The sequence below is a fragment of the Vibrio zhanjiangensis genome, assembly GCF_030161235.1.
Lineage (GTDB): Bacteria > Pseudomonadota > Gammaproteobacteria > Enterobacterales > Vibrionaceae > Vibrio > Vibrio zhanjiangensis.
On sequence record NZ_BSPW01000024.1, the window covers coordinates 107,640 to 124,685 of the forward strand.

At 44.6% G+C, this 17,046-nt stretch carries 13 protein-coding genes; 8 read left to right on the forward strand and 5 right to left on the reverse strand.

Annotation, left to right across the window (positions count from 1 at the left end; translation table 11 throughout):
* Together QQK21_RS07250 and QQK21_RS07255 are read right to left on the reverse strand one after the other, a co-directional pair.
* Positions 1-1,812, reverse strand: a complete 1,812-nt coding sequence (locus QQK21_RS07250) for an IucA/IucC family protein (RefSeq protein WP_284191532.1) — start codon at positions 1,810-1,812, stop codon at positions 1-3.
* Positions 1,809-3,020, reverse strand: coding sequence for an ATP-grasp domain-containing protein (locus QQK21_RS07255; RefSeq protein WP_284191533.1), 1,212 nt, complete (start codon positions 3,018-3,020; stop codon positions 1,809-1,811). The genes QQK21_RS07250 and QQK21_RS07255 overlap by 4 nt, the downstream gene beginning before the upstream one ends.
* 238 nt (positions 3,021-3,258) lie before the next feature.
* On the opposite strand from QQK21_RS07255, the gene QQK21_RS07260 reads away from it, so the two are divergent.
* The 8 genes from QQK21_RS07260 (at position 3,259) to QQK21_RS07295 (ending at position 13,351) form a co-directional block, all read left to right on the forward strand.
* Positions 3,259-5,295: a TonB-dependent receptor gene (locus tag QQK21_RS07260; RefSeq protein WP_284191534.1), complete on the forward strand. Its 2,037-nt coding sequence runs from the start codon at positions 3,259-3,261 to the stop codon at positions 5,293-5,295.
* A 106-nt stretch (positions 5,296-5,401) separates the two neighbouring features.
* Positions 5,402-7,540, forward strand: coding sequence for a TonB-dependent receptor family protein (locus tag QQK21_RS07265; protein ID WP_284191535.1), 2,139 nt, complete (start codon positions 5,402-5,404; stop codon positions 7,538-7,540).
* 88 nt (positions 7,541-7,628) lie between these two features.
* Complete coding sequence (locus QQK21_RS07270) at positions 7,629-8,603, forward strand: Fe(3+) dicitrate ABC transporter substrate-binding protein (protein ID WP_431313102.1); 975 nt, start codon at positions 7,629-7,631, stop codon at positions 8,601-8,603.
* Between the two features lie 125 nt (positions 8,604-8,728).
* Positions 8,729-9,649: a FecCD family ABC transporter permease gene (locus tag QQK21_RS07275; RefSeq protein WP_284191666.1), complete on the forward strand. Its 921-nt coding sequence runs from the start codon at positions 8,729-8,731 to the stop codon at positions 9,647-9,649.
* Entirely contained in the window at positions 9,649-10,620 is a 972-nt protein-coding gene (locus tag QQK21_RS07280; RefSeq protein WP_284191536.1) for an iron chelate uptake ABC transporter family permease subunit, read from the forward strand. Before QQK21_RS07275 ends, QQK21_RS07280 begins: the two co-directional genes overlap by 1 nt.
* 2 nt (positions 10,621-10,622) lie before the next feature.
* A complete protein-coding gene (gene fecE / locus QQK21_RS07285) occupies positions 10,623-11,387 on the forward strand; it encodes a Fe(3+) dicitrate ABC transporter ATP-binding protein FecE (RefSeq protein ID WP_284191537.1) in 765 nt (254 codons plus the stop codon).
* A gap of 237 nt (positions 11,388-11,624) precedes the next feature.
* Complete coding sequence (locus QQK21_RS07290) at positions 11,625-12,398, forward strand: hypothetical protein (RefSeq protein ID WP_284191538.1); 774 nt, start codon at positions 11,625-11,627, stop codon at positions 12,396-12,398.
* A 215-nt stretch (positions 12,399-12,613) separates the two neighbouring features.
* Positions 12,614-13,351, forward strand: a complete 738-nt coding sequence (locus QQK21_RS07295) for an endonuclease (protein ID WP_284191539.1) — start codon at positions 12,614-12,616, stop codon at positions 13,349-13,351.
* A gap of 70 nt (positions 13,352-13,421) precedes the next feature.
* Here QQK21_RS07295 and QQK21_RS07300 read toward each other — a convergent pair whose 3' ends face one another.
* The 3 genes from QQK21_RS07300 to QQK21_RS07310 all read right to left on the reverse strand — a co-directional run bounded on the left by QQK21_RS07300 (position 13,422) and on the right by QQK21_RS07310 (position 16,988).
* Positions 13,422-14,825 (reverse strand): trypsin-like serine peptidase, encoded by a 1,404-nt coding sequence (locus QQK21_RS07300; RefSeq protein ID WP_284191540.1) that lies wholly within the window; start codon positions 14,823-14,825, stop codon positions 13,422-13,424.
* 388 nt (positions 14,826-15,213) lie between these two features.
* Positions 15,214-15,345 (reverse strand): putative transporter small subunit, encoded by a 132-nt coding sequence (locus QQK21_RS07305; protein ID WP_284191541.1) that lies wholly within the window; start codon positions 15,343-15,345, stop codon positions 15,214-15,216.
* Complete coding sequence (locus tag QQK21_RS07310; RefSeq protein WP_284191542.1) at positions 15,333-16,988, reverse strand: sodium:solute symporter family protein; 1,656 nt, start codon at positions 16,986-16,988, stop codon at positions 15,333-15,335. Before QQK21_RS07310 ends, QQK21_RS07305 begins: the two co-directional genes overlap by 13 nt.
* Positions 16,989-17,046: the final 58 nt, after the last annotated feature.

Consider the following 17,046-nt stretch of genomic DNA (forward strand, 5'->3'; position numbering starts at 1 on the left):
TTAGCTCGCGCTTTGTTTGATGACTTCTATGTAAGCTTGCTGTGCTTTTTCGCTAGTAAGCCGCAAGAAGTTAGGCGCGGATAAACCATAGAATTTGTTGATATCGCTCGCGCCTGACGCCTCTTTTGATAACAAACTGCCAGAGCTTAACAAGTACTTGGCATACAAGTATGGCGAATCAAACAGCATCTCTTTAGCAAGCTTTATATCGTGGCCCTGACGACTGAGTAGTTCAAGCTGTTGGGAAAGGATATCAGCGACTATCTCATAGAGGGAAGCCGAGCTTGCAAGGCCCTTGGCTGCCATTGCTTCGACAATAGCGGCAATATCGAGTTGCAATGTGATCGTGGTAAACATCTGACCAAGCGCCAGTTCATTGTCGACCTTGATACGTTGGTCTAGCAGCTGCTGGCACTTGACAGGGGAGGCATGCTCATAGGCTTGAAATCGCTCTGGCCAAATGCGCGCTGCATCATTGTCTTTCATGGCTAAGGTCATCTTACCTTGGGCATTAAAAGCAATGATGGCGTTTTGTTGGTTAGACTCCAGTGCGATACCATAGCGAATCCATAATGTAAGATGAACCTTAGATAACAGCTCAACATAATCTTTGAACCAAGCTAGGGTATCTTGCTGGTAATATTGGCTTGCGAGGTGCTCTAAGAATAGGTGTCCATCCGGCATCGGGCCTGCGAGTGCAGCAACAGGAACAAGGGCTTTGTCTGTTGAATGATTGAGTGGGTATTCTCGCACTATGTAGGCGAAACTTTTTTCCTCGCCAACATGACCGCCGTGTTTTTCGTTGCAATGAAAAAGTGAGCCTTGCAGATCATTATCGCTTTGTTCTAAGTGAGTGAGTAAACGTTCAAACCAGTGCCCATCATAAATCGTTGATGGCTTGATAAGACGAATGTTTTTTGTCCCCAATGAGCGCATGATAAGCGGTACCTTAATGTGAATATGCGGCGCTTCATTTACCACCACGGTGCGCACGGAGAGAGTTGGGGTAACCTCAAGGTATGCATTTGGCGCCGCTATGATGCCTTCAGGCAAAAACTCTAGGCTTTGCAGCGTTAATGGATGAGCTGGAAACAGTTCATGGCTCAAAGCAAAGTCACTTGGCAGGCCGACTTGTTCCATGGTCGGCCAGCATTTCGGCTGAGCACAGGTTAAAGTTACAAGTGACTTATCGATAGCGAGCCAGCGCAAAGCAAAGCTTTGGGCAAACTCTGGTGCGTATTGCGCAAGATCCTCATCACTTAGACCGAATTTAGCCCGAGCGGTTGGATAATAAGGATGGTCAAGGTAGGACGCAATTTGGTCGGCGAGCAGTAATTTCTCTCCCCAGTTATCTAATTGGGAGATTGGCTGCATCAACGACTCTGAGTGCTGTTTAAAAGCCTTGTCACACAGTGCTTTATGTTTTTCAGCGCATTCAAGTTCTTGCAAGTAGCTATCGAGCAGAGGATGAGAGCTTTCGTGAGCACAAGCTTTGAGCAATCCAATCCAATCTTGATAGTGGTATTGATGTTCAAATTGACCATTTTTCTCGATAATCCACCCTTTGCCATCTTCCCCAGTAGGAGAGCTATAAACCCAGTGCTGCATGTAGTAGCTGGCTGTGACCGGTAAGTAGAGAGTAAAATCCGAACTATCGAATATTGCCCATACCTGGTCTACAGAGTGAGTTGCGGTATTGATGGCCTCAGGGGGCTGAGTTGTAAATTGGCTTTGCGAAACTATGCCAAATAAATCTTCTCTTAGGCAGGTATCAATAAGGCGCTGAGTTAGGTAAGAAGCATTGCTGTTCATGCGGCTACCTCGCTCGCTGCCTTAAGATTGAATTGAGAGATGGTTTTTTGCAGAGTTGGCTCTAGGTTTTCGCCAGACGGTGAAACGACAGAAATTCTTGCCAAATAATCCTTGTTAGAGAAACTTTGAGCAAGGTTTTCACCCACCTGTTTTAGCACTTGTTGCTGGATGACAATATCGTCTTCGCGCGTTAGAAAAGATGTGGAGGTGCCTTCAATAATGCCGCTTTGGTCTGCTACGACATAATGTACTTTTGCGCTGCCATTTAACTGAAATGCGGTGTCTAACTCGCTACCGAGATGAAGGTTTAAGATGGTACTGAACCATTTTCCTTGGCTGAGGTTATCGAGTAAAAACTCTCGGCCATCCCCAATACTTCGATAGTTGATTTCAACCAATACTGGGCCTGACTGTGTAATGATGAACTCACTATGGCACGCACCAAAACCGATGCCAAATGCTTGTAGTTGCTTGATACATTCGTTTCTAAATTGACTGCTATTAGGACCATTAAAGGTTGCAGCTGTTTCAATAAAGAAAGGTGGTTCAGAGAGCTCCACATCAAAGCCACCCACTACAGTGAGTTTTTCGCCATCACCTAAAGTTTCGACGGTCATAAGCGGGCCCTGTAACAAAGCTTCTACCAACACTGGGGTAGCGGGGTGTTTTTGCCAAAAGTGTTCACAATAACGCTCAAGTTCATTTTGGGAGTTGCAACGCTGGACGTCTATGCTCGCAACCCCTTCTTTTGGTTTTGCGACGACTGGGAAGGGAAAATCTACCGCAGGTACGCTACCTGAATATAACAATTGACTTGCAACATTTGGTAACCGTTTTTCGCTGAGCACTTGGCGGGTTAGATGTTTGTTCTTCGCTTTTAGCGTTACTTTCCAGTCTTTGGCGGGTACGCCAAAAAACTGTGCACAGATTGCAGTAGAGGTTTGTAAGTGATCGCTGTTACTGAAAATAGCGCTAGGCTTTAGTCCTTTACCAGTAATGGTCTCGATAAGTTCGAGAGGATTAAACACATCACATTCAAGAATCTCATCAGGGCTAAATCCTGGGTCATTCTCGCTCAATCTTAGATGGCTGAGCCTGTGATCTGTGATCAAAATGACCTCAAGACCCATCGCTTTTGCTGTCGGTACGAAGCCATGAGTCACGGCGTCATTTACGACGTGAGTTACGATAATAATCGTAGATTTCATTGGGACTGTCCTAAATTTTAAACGTTGTTGTCGTCTGCTCACAACTGGCTTTCACATGGTCTCTTTCGAGCATAGAGGAAAGAGGTTTTTCCAATTTATTGTTTTATTGATCGTTTTATTATTTTGCTTTTCAGCATCGTTTGCCAACTATAGATAAAAAAATAAATATTGCAAATACAAATGATATTTGTTTTCATTCGCTTTGCTGTGGTTTTATAAATAAAAAACGGAATAAAAAATGAACATAAGATTGACCTTGTCCCCCTTAGCTTTGGCGATTGGGGGAGCTTTGGCAGCGGTGGCAGGTGCATCAGTTGTAGTGGCACAAGAACAAATAGCGACGGATGAAACGCTGCAAGTTATAGGTTATCAATATCAAGGTTACGTAGAAAATATGCCGCAATCGGGCACGAAAACCGATGTGGATTGGTTAGATGTTCCGCAAGCGGTTTCTGTGGTAACACAAACCGAGATGGAAGACAGAGGCGCTGTACGTTTAGTTGATACGCTGGATGGCGTTGCTGGGGTTAATAATACGCTGGGAGAAGGCAGTCGAGATCAGTTTGTGATCCGTGGTTTTGATGCCCTTAATGATATGTATCGTGATGGCATGCGTGATGATGGCACTTTACAGTCCTACCGTAGTCTTGCAAATATCGAACGGGTTGAAGTGGTTAAAGGTCCAGCTGGTGCACTTTATGGGCGCGGCTCTGCAGGTGGCATTATTAACTTGGTCACCAAGCGAGCAAACGGTGATAACTTTACAAGCGTTAAGGGCAGTGTAGGCAGCAATAGCCAGTTTGTAGGTCAACTCGATAGCTCGATGGCTTTTTCGGACAAAGTTAATGGCCGTATTAACTTAGAGCATCGACAAGCCGACTCGTACGTCGATCATGTTGATTCAAGTGATTTCTTTATTGCCCCGACTATTCGAGTCATGCCCAATGAAGGTCACACTATCGACTTTGATGTTGAATACGCGCACCAAGAATTGGTGCCTTACCGCGGCGTTCCATCCAAAGATGGTAAACCTGTCGATGTTTCTGAGAGTACGTTTTACGGCGGTACCAATGATTACCAAGAATCAGACAGCCTGCGCCTTGGAGTGAATTATGAATGGCTGCTAAACAGCGAGTGGACTTGGACAAACCGCGCCGCTTATAACCATATTGAGCTGAAACAAAAAGGAACACGCCAAGGTACGGTCACTGGGAATGAGGTTTCTCAGACTGTCAATAACTTTGGCTATGATCCTCGAACCACAGCAACGCTGCAATCTGAGCTAGTGTGGGAAACGCACTCAAACCAAATGATGGTAGGTGCAGACTACAACCAGATCAATATCGATCTAACGCTTGGAAAAAATGAAGGTTTACCGAACAAAGATATTTATAACCCTGTGTCTGGGCCAACCCCCGATCCTGATTTCACTCCGGCACGTGATAATACCACCACCACGACAGGTATTTACCTTCAGGATGTATACACTCTTGGCGATCTGTCAGTGATTGGCAATGTGCGCTACGACGCGATGAAACTTGAGCAGCAAAAAGCCGGCTCAGCAAAAGAGAATCTTGACGATAACAAGGTCAGTTATCGTGGTGGTTTGGTTTATCGCATTAGCAGTGATATGTCTGTGTATACGACTTTAGCCCGCTCGTGGCAATTGCCTTATGCAGGAACTTTCATTAAGCCTACATTAGCTGAATTCTTTCAAACCGATCTCAAGGAAGTCGGCGCAAAAGCTTATCTGCTCGATAATGCCCTGATGCTTAATGCCGCTGTGTTTCAAATTGATCAAGAACAGCCTCAAACCAATAACAGTGGAGATGTGACTAGCAAAATAGACCAACGCCACCAAGGCTTTGAGCTTGAAGCACGCGGTCAAATCACAAAGCAGTGGGATATCTCTGTCGGCTATAGCTATCTGGATGCCGAAGTCAAAGAAACCGGCAAAAAGCCCAACGATGTGTCGGACCATCTGTTCTCACTTTGGAGTAGCTATCAGCTTGATGACAACTGGCGTATGGGTGGCGGCGTGAAATACGTTGGCGATCGTTATGCTGGTGATAACGAAGCGGTGGCATTAGGTGACTATACCACGGTTGATTTAATGGCAGCGTACACAACGGGCCGTCACAAAATCCAAGCTAATGCTTATAACGTGTTTGATGAGAAATATATTCTTGGTGCCACAAACGGTGCGACGGGAGCGAACCAAGTGGGTTACGGAGCCCCAGCTGAATTTATGCTCAGCTACGGTTATCAATTCTAATTTTTTCTCAGCATATTAGCGAGTTTTTGGCCTCAACTTGAGGCTATTTAGCCCATGGGATCAACGTCTAGATCTTGGTCCTATTTTGCCTTTAAAGGAGATTTCCATGTTTCATCAGAACTTGGATAGAAAACCTCATATACCCGCACCAAAACAAACGCAGCGGACGCTGCACCTAAGTGTGCTGGCAACTGCCATCGCTTCAGTGACTTCTATGAGTGCCATTGCTGCCAATGATACTCAAACTACCACGATGGAAACCCTTGTGGTTACGGGCAGTTTGATCGGCCACTCTGAGCTAGAGGATGTAAAAGAATATCCTGGCGCTCGCAACATTTTGACTCAAGATCAAATTAAGAAAACGTCCGCATTATCAATTGATTCAGCACTGCAAAGTGTTCCAGGGGTTAAAGTTCAAGACGAGACAGGGACAGGTGTGTTGCCTAACATCTCGGTTCGTGGTTTGAAGGCGAGCCGAAGTGGCTATGCACAATTTCTTATGGATGGCGTACCACTGACTCTCGCTCCTTATGGCCACACAGGGCAATCTATTTTCCCAGCCACGATGGCAACAATTGATAGAATAGACATTGTACGCGGTGGCGCGGCGGTGCAATACGGCCCCAATAATGTCGGCGGTGTGATCAACTTAGTGACCAAACCCATTCCACATCAATGGCAAACTGAAATCAGTAACCGTTTGACTGTTTTTGAAGATGGCGACACGCCACTCAATGATGTTTATCTGCGTACGGGAGGGTGGCTAAGTGACACCCTTGCACTGCAAGTGGAAGGTAACTTCTTAACTGGTGAAAGCTTTCGAGAGCACTCAGACACGGACGTCACCAACTTCCAAGCTAAGTTGCAATGGTTACTTAGCGATACTCAAGAATTGCAAGCCTTTGTTCAACGCTACGATGCAGACACCCAAATGCCAGGCGCTTTAGCGCCAGCCGATTATGATGATGATCGCACCCAATCCAAGCGTCCATATGATGAATATCAAGGCGAGTCGACACGTTGGAGCCTGAAGTATTTGCATGATCTTGCCATTGCAGACGGCGCTGAGTTAGAAATACTGACTTTTGGTCACCATTCAGATCGCGTGTTCCAGTGGGGTTATAATGTTACTGGTGACTGGGCCGATCCTTCACGCCCCTCAACTCATATCCGCAGGTCACCGCGTCAGTTCGAAGTTTATGGTATCGAGCCAAAATTGGCCGTTCATGTTGCAGGCCCAAGTGTAACGCAAAATTGGATCTTTGGCGCTCGTTACGTCAACGAGGATATTGATTATAAACTGACTCAAACTTCAATCGCGGAAGGTTCAACAACGGTTCCTCGCGATTGGCATTCAGACACTGACGCGTATGCAGGTTATGTTAGCAATGAAATTGGCCTGTTTAGCGATAGATTCAAAGTTACGCCGGGCATTCGTTATGAATCCGTCAATATGACATTCGATGATTTGGGTAAGGATACAAGTAAAGATAATAAAGTCACAGAGTGGTTACCTGGTTTAACGCTTGCGTATAATCTTACCGAGCAGTGGGTTGCCTATACCAATGCGCAAAAGTCTTTGCGTGTACCGCAAATTTCTGACGTTCCAACTGATGGAGAAAAGAGTAGCGAACTTGCTTGGAACTATGAACTCGGCGCTCGCTATACCCAAGATTCCACTACTTTTAATATTGCCCTTTATCGGATTGATTTTAAAGATAAGTTGCAATGGAATCCCACCACTCAGCTCACTGAAAATATTGGCAAAACCCTTCATCAAGGGGTTGAGCTTTCAGGCCGCTACGTTCTTGAATCTCTGCCTGCTTTAAGCATAGGTGGTGGTTATACCTACTTAGATGCGACGCTTGAAGAAGATGGCCCTAATAAAGGTAATCAGCTTAAATATACTTCTAAACATCAGCTTAACTGGGATGCCACTTACACCTTTAGCAAGCTAGAAACCACCTTGTCTGGCTACTACTTCAGTGATGCATACTCTGATGATGCAAACACGGTAGAAGAAGATTCAATCGGTAAAGCGGGTAAAATCCCTGCCTATATGGTGTGGAACTTTAATATAGGTTCTGATTTGTATAAAGATGAGAGCAGCAAACTGCGGATGAACCTGAGTGTCAACAACCTATTTGATGAAGATTACTATTTCCGAGGTATTGATACCAGCGACATCGGGCGTTATCCAGCGCCAGGTCGAAGCTATATTTTGGATCTTAATTACCAGTTTTAACATTTAACACTCTGAAACTATTGACAAATATACAGTCGCCAATACTCTTGGCGACTTTGATGGTTTTAGCGTTAAAGGAAAATTAGCTATGAATAACCACGCTCGACGTTTGTTACCGCATCGATTGTTGCTAAACTCATTTCGGTCTTTGGCTGGGATGCTGCCACATAAGCCATTAGCATCTGTTTTGGCTTTGTTGCTGGTTACTTTATCTTCTTTTACAGCTTTAGCCAGTCCTAGATCGATACAAGATGAGCAAGGCGTGTTTGAAATTGATACCACGCCGCAACGTGTTGTGGTGTTGGAGTTCTCTTTTGTCGATGCATTGGCTGCGGTGGGTGTGTCACCGGTCGGCGTTGCCGATGATAACGACGCTTCTCGGGTGATTCCTGCGGTGCGCAAACTCATCAAACCATGGAAATCGGTGGGTATGCGTGCCCAACCAAGCTTAGAAGCGATCGCGGTTTTAAAGCCGGATTTGATCATTGCCGATGCTGAGCGCCACCGCACGGTTTTAAGAGATTTGCAGAAAATCGCTCCGACGTTACTGCTTAAAAGCCGTGGGGAAACCTATCAAGAGAATTTGGAGTCGGCACGCAAAATTGGCGCAGCGCTTAATCAGCTGTCTGCTATGGAGCAAAGAATTGAGCGCCACCACCAAATTATGGCGGAATTTAAGGGGCGTTTTTCTCTCAAGCAAACCATTCAATTTGCCGTGGTGTCAGACAAAGGTATGTGGCTACATAGCCCAGCCTCTTATGCCGGTGGCGTGCTGACAACATTAGGGATTTTAAGTCCCATCAAAGAGCAAACCAACAAAGCGTACCTGCCGACCAGTTTTGAACTCTTGCTAAAAACCAATCCAGATTGGCTACTGTTGGGGGCTTATTCCCATCCTAATGTGATTAATGATTGGCAGAAAAATCCACTGTTTAATCTACTGACATCGGCAAAAAATAAACGCGTTGTTGAAGTCTCACCTGAGCTTTGGTCACTAAACCGAGGTATGTTGGCCGCTGAGCAAATGGCAGCAAACCTTGAGCAGATTTTGGACCCCTCATGAGTAATGGAGTGCTGCTAAACCGCGAGCCTGAAGTAAAGCGTAAACACTCGCTGAATTTTGCTTGGCGAGTCATTTTGTTGGTCGGATTGGTGTCGAGTTTGGCTTTTTGTGGCTATCTTGCGTCGATGCTGGGCTGGTCGAGCTTTACACTGACCGCCTCCGATTTGGTTGATTACTGGCTTGCGTTTGATGAAGCCAATATCACCCACCAGATATTCGCCACACTGAGAGCGCCAAGAGCTTATGCAGGGCTAATAATTGGCGCAGGCCTCGCTGTGTCTGGGCTTCTGATGCAAGGTTTAACCCGAAACCCTTTAGCTTCTCCGTCAATTCTTGGTATAAACGCAGGCGCCGCGTGCTTTATGGCGCTTGCGTCGGTTGGTCTGCCCATCCTCTCTGGATTAAACCCTATTATCAATGCCGTTTGTGGTGCTTTGCTAAGTGGCATAACTGTGATGCTGCTTGGCGGATTTTTCTCTGCTCGCTCTCATCCTTTGCGTCTAGTGTTAGCTGGCATTGCAATTAGTGCACTTCTTGTTGGCATTACACGAGCGGCATTGATCCTTGGCGATGATATGGCTTATAGCGTATTGCATTGGCTGACTGGGTCGTTATCGACCCTAGACAATAATCAATGGCAGCAGCTTTGGCCGCCAGTAATAGCTGGATTGATATTAGCGTTAGGTCTTGCTCGTAATCTCAACCTATTGGCGTTGGGGGATGAGGTTGCGATTGGCTTAGGCACTAATATCTGGCTCACTCGCCTGTTAAGTGGGGCAGCAATTGTATTGTTGGCTGGTTCAAGTGTCGCCATTGCTGGTCCGATTGGTTTTGTTGGCTTGTTAGTTCCTCATTTGATCCGGCCGATTATTGGTCACAACTACCATTTGCTGATCCCTATATCAGCCCTTGCTGGCGCGGCTCTTGTCGCATGGTCAGATGCGATATCACGAGCCATTGCTTTTCCGACCGAAACGCCTGTTGGGGTGATCACGGCTTTACTTGGTACGCCATGTTTTATTTTGCTTGCGATGAGGAGAGCCTGATGCATCATAGGACAACGCTATTTTTCTTATTTGGCCTACTTATGCTGGTGGCATCCACAGGTCTATTTGTGGGCGCTGCATCGCTGAGTGTGTCACAAGTCATTGAACATTTGCTTGCATTATCGAGCGATGACTTTGTCATTCACCAGTATCGATTGCCACGGGCTCTTCTTGCGATGGGTGTCGGTGCTGGTCTTGGGCTCTCTGGCCTGTTAGTGCAAGGCGTGATACGCAACCCCTTGGCTTCTCCTGATCTGATGGGTATTAGTGCTGGAGCAGGTCTTGCGGCCACCACTTGCTTAGTTCTTTTTCCCAGTGCGCCGGTGAATATCTTGCCTTTGGTTGCCATGTTGGGTGGTATTTTAGCTGCGGGACTGATTGCATTATTGGCTTGGTGGTCGCAACCAACACCGGCAAAACTTGCCCTAATTGGTATTGCTGTCAGTGCGTTTTTGGCAAGCGGAATCGACTTTTTGCTTATCACCAATCCTCTAGAAATTAATACAGCAATGGTTTGGCTCACCGGCAGTCTTTGGGGCAGAAACTGGCAGCAAGTGCCTTTTATTTGGGGGGCTTTATCCATACTGCTGCCATTTGCTTTTTGGCTAGCGTGGCGTTTAGATGTGATGGGCCTTGGCGAAGAAAGTGCAACCACGCTTGGAACCAACCCAAAGAGCGTTCAGGCTTTTGCGCTTCTGGCTGCGGTTTTACTTGCAAGCATTAGTGTTTCTGTAGCTGGAACCATCAGCTTTGTCGGGTTACTCGCACCGCATTTAGCTCGTTTGTTGTTTGGACACAATCATAAAATGTTGATCCCCGCTTCCGCGCTGCTCGGCGCTATTTTAGTCACATTTGCCGATGGTCTCGCGAGAGGTATACAACCGCCGATTGAACTACCTGCAGGGGTACTTACTTCTGTGATTGGCGCCCCTTATTTTATTTTTCTTCTTTATCGTTATCGAGGTTGGTAACCATGCTTGAAACCAAGAACCTTTCTGTCGCGTATGGAAAACAAACCATTATTGCCAATCTGTCTGTTTCTATCCCGAAGGGGAAGATCACTGCTTTAGTTGGGCCAAACGGGTGCGGTAAATCGACCTTGTTGAAAACCCTTGTCAGGATCAATAAAGCCAAGTCAGGCGAAGTGCTTCTGGAAGGCAAAACATTGTCTAGTTATGGCGATAAGGCTCTAGCTCGCTCCTTATCCCTGTTACCACAAATTCTGGTGAACCCTGAAGGTATTACGGTTCGAAAACTGGTTGAGTATGGGCGTTCACCCTATGTTTCTCATTGGGGAAGATTGGCTCAAGATGATAAAGATATTGTGGAACAAGCCATGCGTGATACAGGCGTGTTGGATTTTGCCGATAAACCAGTAGATTCTTTGTCAGGGGGACAAAGGCAAAGAGCATGGATTGCTATGGTGGTAGCGCAAGATACGGATGTTGTGATGTTTGATGAGCCCACGACCTATTTGGATATGTCGCATCAGGTTGAGCTAATGAAGTTGATCCAGCAAATGAATGCTAAGGGTAAAACTGTGGTTGTGGTGCTGCATGATCTCAATCAAGCGTGTCGGTATTGCGATCATTTAGTGGTGTTAAAGCAAGGGGAAATTGTAGAGGAAGGTTCACCTGATGAGGTGATGACGCAAACACTGCTTAATGATGTTTTTGACTTAAAAGCCAATGTGTTTCGAGATCCTATTTCGAATACGCCTATGTGCGTAGCGATTTAGTAAATGCTATATATTTAAATTATGGTTTAATGCAATACATTTGCATTTTAAATATTTGTTTTTACTGCTTTTATTTTTGAAATGACTAAATTATTAGTCATGCATCAATCATTGTGAGTTTTTTGTTATTAATAGTGTGTCTTTGGTTAGGTGATTCGCCGTTTAGTGATAATGAAAGCATTAAGGTTAGTTAAATACTGTTATTGTGCTTTTTATTTACAGAAACGGTGTGTTTGTATGCGGTATCAATCTTCACCTGGTAATGCAACCGAACAAAGGCAAGAAACAACCAGAGAAAGAGCAGAGCGACAGCGTTTGGAGCGCAGAGCTGAGTTGACATATTCGGCGAGTGACCAAAAACGTTGGGCGGAAAATAGAGAAAGAGTGCTGCGAGAAAGAAGGGCATCTGAAACTCAAAAGCCGCCAGAGAAAAAAGTTCGTCCTGAAGATGATTCTAAAAAGGATCTGTATTTTATTGGTTATCATGGCACCAGTGAAAGTTCAGCGGTGAATATCATTAATACCGGAGTTCGCAGGGAGTGTTTACCAAAAACAGGACAAATTGGTCCCGGATTTTATGTGGCTAAGGTGAAAGGGAAGCTGCCTGACTGGGGAGCTTCGCTGGCAACCGAGCCTGAGCGCTCTCAAGAGATAGAGAAAGCGAAACGAGAGATGACGACTTGGCAAAAAATGTTGAGTTATGTTTCGGGGAATTATCAAGAGCCTGATTTCAGCGACAAAGCAAAAAAAACGATTTTAAAAATCTATTCTACACAGCCACTTAAGCAATGTAAGTGGAGCATCATGAACCCGCCAGATTTAAGTGTTTGGCAAGCAATACTCGAGGATGCTCCATCTTCAAGAAGCCAAGCGCTTGATGATTTAATAACAGAGCGCTCTGTTTGGCTACAAATGGTTGTTGCTCCCGATGAGTTACCTTTCCTAGTCGCTTTTCGTGATGACGGTAAGGTTGAGCAGCCGACTCATTGGCAGAGCAATGAAGCGCCTTAAACATCATCAAAGATGTACTGTATTTGTCTTCCGTATTGTTAAATCTCAAGGTTGCTTGGCAGCATTATGCAGCCAGTGACCTCTTAATTCGCAATTACCCCCCTAAACATTCAACCATCTGGAAAATATAAGTTTTCTCTAGTATATCTTTTTGAGTATCATACTTATTTCTGTAATTGATATGTTTGATATTTTTTGATGGAGTTGTCAAGCTGATGTTCGTAGCGAGATTTTTTGTAGTGTGGCTAGCGTTGCTGCCTCATGTGGTACTTGCTATGGGAAATGCGAGTATTGAGTCATTTAGTACATCTAAAAGGCTGATGCAAAAGGAAATATTTGTCGGGGAGCTTTATCAGCGTACATTGTATTGTGATGCATCATTTAATATGAGTAAGTATGTAACCTTGCCTGAAGGGTTTACTACGGATAAATACCGTGGGCGGTTAAATAAATGGGAAGCCGAGCACGTGGTTCCAGCGGAGAACTTTGGTCGAGCTTTTCCTGCTTGGCGTGATGGACATCCTGATTGTATTGATAACAAGGGGAAAGCTTACAAAGGGCGAGACTGTGCGTCTAAAGTGAGCAAAGATTATCGATTGATGCAGGCCGATTTGTTTAACTTGTATCCAGCTATAGGGAGCGTTAATGCGCAACGGCAAAATTATAATTTTGTGATGTTGCCTAATAGCCTATCCAGCTTCGGTAGTTGTGATATGAGAATTGAGGCCACAAAGGTTCAGCCTCCCGAAAATGCGAGAGGAAGGATAGCGAGAGCTTATCTATACATGGAAACGGTTTATCCTATCTACCAGATGAGTCGTTCTCAGCGTAAACTTATGAACGCTTGGGACAGTCGATATCCCGTAACAGCAATTGAATGTGAAATTGGCAAACGTATCAGTGCTGCACAGCAATCGTCCAATCCAATACTTGAACAGCGATGCCCATTGTAAGTATAGCCACCCCTAGTGAAAATCTACTGAAAGAGGTGGCTATTTGGGGATTGTCTACTCGCTCAGATAGTTAAAATGGACTTTCGATAAGATAGTCAAAGTTTGGACTTTGATTACCCGCGGCATCAAACCCATAGACACAGACTTTTAGTGGAATAGACTCAATGCGTATCGGGTTTCTTCTGTACTGAATATAGCGAGTGTTATCGCAGTCAATACTGTCTGGCTCGCCCCAAGCTAACCAATAGTCCGAGTATTCTGGAACGTTGAAGATAGGCTCGAAACCCATAGGCGTTACATTCAGGACTGGTTTGGTTGTGGGGGGAGTATTGTCTACTAGCACTTGTACCACGCTTGGTGCACTAGCATCATCTCTTTCTCCGATGATGCAGTATTGATGAACACCTTCTTTACTAACGTCTATCTTTGCTTCGCTGAAGTTGATTTGATTTGCATCTACTGGTGCACTATAGCCTGAGATATCCTGACAAGTTTGATTACTGTCAGATAATAAGATGTTCTTATATCGAATCTTATTCTCGCTAATTACGTTGAATTTCCACTCTTTGTACCTGTAGTTTTCACCACTGAAGATATAGGGATAGTCGGTAATAGTGATGTTACTAGGTTTGGGTAAGGGACAACCCAGATGGTTTAATGAGAAACGACCACTGGCATCGAAGCATTGGTCTAGGTTTTGGAGAGGAACCACGTAATTTTTGTTTTTCTTAACATGAGCTCCTTCTTCGTCAACAGCGCAAGGGTTTCCGCTATAACAAGTTTTGCCTACTGCGGTATTTGTGGTGGTGTTGATAAGTCCAACGATACTTTGATTGTTATCAAATACTGGAGACCCTGAGCTTCCTTCTGAGATCCCTTGACAGTTATTTTCATCAAAGCCATACCAATGCCAGTATCCTTCTATCACATTATATGTATCTCCTGATTCGCAGTATGATAGCTGTAATGCATTAACATCCATAGGTACACCAGCAATCGTAATAGGTGATTCAGTCGGTAATGATTGCTGGGTAATTCGATAAGGAGTAAGACCTTGAGAGATTAATTGAGCAACGGTTTGGTCTGATGATAATACTGAAATATCCAGCCCTTTCATGGTTGAGTACAAGACCTTATTAATACCAACAGAGATAGTCTCTCCTGCTTCAATAGAATCTTGAAAATAGTTAAATTTGGCTGTGTAGTTCACCGATTTATCTGTCGTTATATCGTTGCTTGCTGATGAGCTAAATGCATTTTGGCTACAGTGTCCATTAGAGATAAAAGTAGCGGGTGCGTTTAGGTCGTCGCCAAATTGTACAAACGATACGGTACAAGTCATGTTACCACTTAGCTTACCAACGGAGCGATAAAATGAATGTTCACCACTGTCGGGTAGTTCGGTATTTTGATCTGCTGAGACAAAAGGTGAAGTAAGAGCAAGCGCAGCGACAAAAAGTGTAGGTTGTTTCATTAACATGCCTCTTAGGTTGACATTTAAAGCAATAAGTTATTTGTGAACATGTAATAGAGGTTATTCACAAGCTGTGCAGTTATTTGTAGTTTTATATGGATTAGATAGTTGTTATATTCCTCTCTTTGTGAATCTTTATTTTATTATTTTTTATACAAGTCATCGGCTTATTTACATTCACTCTTTATGTATTTATACGCAATATATTGATATTTAAACTTTGGAATAGACTCAGGTTTTTTGAGTTGTAGCCACTGCGTGATAACTCAGGTATCGATTTTTAGGGATAAGCGCGACTTGGCGGTATGATGAGGGCAATATCTGCACACTTGTCCAGTAAATAAAAGTCAGGGCTACATACACTTGATAGAGCCCTGACGAATTGTGCTTAGACGAGATCTTTTCCTTCTTTCTTCGCTTTGCAAATATCTCGATAGAGGCTGACACATAAAAGCACCATAATGCCGAACGCTAAAAGCGGCCAAATTAGAACATAAAAGGTTAATGCTAGGCTTGACATTGTGGGGTACCCTCCATTCCTTGTTCTTGGTTTTCTGCTTTGTTAAAGGAAACGACATCGTTACCTATACTATTGAAGTCAAAGTGCTCTTTAGATCTCAAGCTTAGGAGTACACACATGATGGTGCTTGCGCCGTAAGCCGTCATTGAGCTAAGCAGTACGGGATAGTCACGCAGTGAATCTATGGCAAATGGGGTGATAGTGATAAAAGCAATCCCTCCCAGTAAGCAGGCCACTCTGAAACCAAAAAATCCAAACGCCATTAGACTGATTACGACACCGCCACCGACAGATGCCAGCCATTCGAAGAACAAAGCCGCTAGCCCTTGTAGTTCAATGAATTCAAATCGCGTGACAATAAACATTCCAAACCCTGCGATGGCAGCACTGGTAAACGCCAGATTGTTTACTCTATCCCAGTAGAGACTCGCGATAACTGGAAAAACAATGGCCCCCCAAAGTGCGCCAACAAAGACCAGCATAGTGAGGATATCGAACTTCAAACATGCCAATAACATGGCAAAAAATGTCGCGCTAACCATGGTCAATCGACCAACAAAGAGCATAGTTTTGGGTTTTATCTTGCCTTTTGCTAAGTGTTTACCATAGATATCAGTCATGACGAGTGCAGACAGTGCGGACAGATCGGAATCTGCAGTAGAGGACAGTGAACCAATGACCATAATAAAGAATAATCCGACCAAAAATGGAGACAGGTAGGTAGCCGCCATTTGTGGGATTAGATTATTGTAATTGCCATCCTCTGGAATAATACCAGCAAGAAGAGCGAGAAACCCCAACATCCCCAGTCCAATCACAATTGACGCATAACCGAGAGTGGCGGTGACAAAGGTTGGCCTCAAAAGGTCTTCTCTGACAGCAAATAGACGCTGGGCAATGGTTTGGTTACCGATAGCATAAGCAAGAACCGCGACAAAGTAGGGGGCACCTTGTTCCAATATGGCAGTTTGCGAATAGAAGCTGGATTGCTCCGCTGTAATTAATGACATTCCTGAGTCAAACAGAGCACTTCCGCCAAGTTGGAAAAAAATTATTGGAATGATGACTACCGCTGCAAAGATCATCGCAATCACTTGACCAAAGTCAGTGGTCACCGATGACCGAAAACCAGACCAAATGGTATAGCTAAGAACACCAACACCCGCGATCGTAACGCCATGGACAAAGCTAAGTGGCGACAAAATTTCCAGTAATGCTCCAGCTGCAGTAAAATTGACGGTCAAGCTGATAAGGCTTCCCACAATATTGGAGCCTGCCATGATCATTTGGCTAGAGCTACCATGCCGTGCGTGCATGATCTCAGCAAGCGTGTGTGCTTTGGGCGCAATTTTTCTAAATCTTTTTCCGAATGGGTAGATAAAGAAAATCATCAAAGCGCCCCAGAATCCATAGTGTAGGGCTCCCGATAGGCCATATTTATATCCAGATGTAGCCGCAGCATAGAATGAAGCAGCCCATATCCATGTAGCTGTCATACTGGCAGCCGCCATACCAAACCCTATCGAGTTATTGGAAACCATGTAACCGTCAACATTTTCTTCTTTTCTTGCTAGTGTGAGTGATACTAAAAAAGTGAGGCCATAAAAGCACAGCAGCAGAATTAATGCTGTCTGAGTAGACATCTGATACATCCATTATCCTTATCTCTGTGGAGAAATTTCAAATTCGAAAGGTGAACTC

Excerpts from the sequence above, each read along its gene's own strand:
- QQK21_RS07250 (WP_284191532.1), bottom strand. The coding sequence starts at position 1,812 with ATGAACAGCAATGCTTCTTACCTAACTCAGCGCCTTATTGATACCTGC.
- QQK21_RS07255 (WP_284191533.1), bottom strand. The coding sequence starts at position 3,020 with ATGAAATCTACGATTATTATCGTAACTCACGTCGTAAATGACGCCGTG.
- QQK21_RS07260 (WP_284191534.1), top strand. The coding sequence starts at position 3,259 with ATGAACATAAGATTGACCTTGTCCCCCTTAGCTTTGGCGATTGGGGGA.
- QQK21_RS07265 (WP_284191535.1), top strand. The coding sequence starts at position 5,402 with ATGTTTCATCAGAACTTGGATAGAAAACCTCATATACCCGCACCAAAA.
- QQK21_RS07270 (WP_431313102.1), top strand. The coding sequence starts at position 7,629 with ATGAATAACCACGCTCGACGTTTGTTACCGCATCGATTGTTGCTAAAC.
- QQK21_RS07275 (WP_284191666.1), top strand. The coding sequence starts at position 8,729 with ATGCTGGGCTGGTCGAGCTTTACACTGACCGCCTCCGATTTGGTTGAT.
- QQK21_RS07280 (WP_284191536.1), top strand. The coding sequence starts at position 9,649 with ATGCATCATAGGACAACGCTATTTTTCTTATTTGGCCTACTTATGCTG.
- fecE (WP_284191537.1), top strand. The coding sequence starts at position 10,623 with ATGCTTGAAACCAAGAACCTTTCTGTCGCGTATGGAAAACAAACCATT.
- QQK21_RS07290 (WP_284191538.1), top strand. The coding sequence starts at position 11,625 with ATGCGGTATCAATCTTCACCTGGTAATGCAACCGAACAAAGGCAAGAA.
- QQK21_RS07295 (WP_284191539.1), top strand. The coding sequence starts at position 12,614 with ATGTTCGTAGCGAGATTTTTTGTAGTGTGGCTAGCGTTGCTGCCTCAT.
- QQK21_RS07300 (WP_284191540.1), bottom strand. The coding sequence starts at position 14,825 with ATGAAACAACCTACACTTTTTGTCGCTGCGCTTGCTCTTACTTCACCT.
- QQK21_RS07305 (WP_284191541.1), bottom strand. The coding sequence starts at position 15,345 with ATGTCAAGCCTAGCATTAACCTTTTATGTTCTAATTTGGCCGCTTTTA.
- QQK21_RS07310 (WP_284191542.1), bottom strand. The coding sequence starts at position 16,988 with ATGTCTACTCAGACAGCATTAATTCTGCTGCTGTGCTTTTATGGCCTC.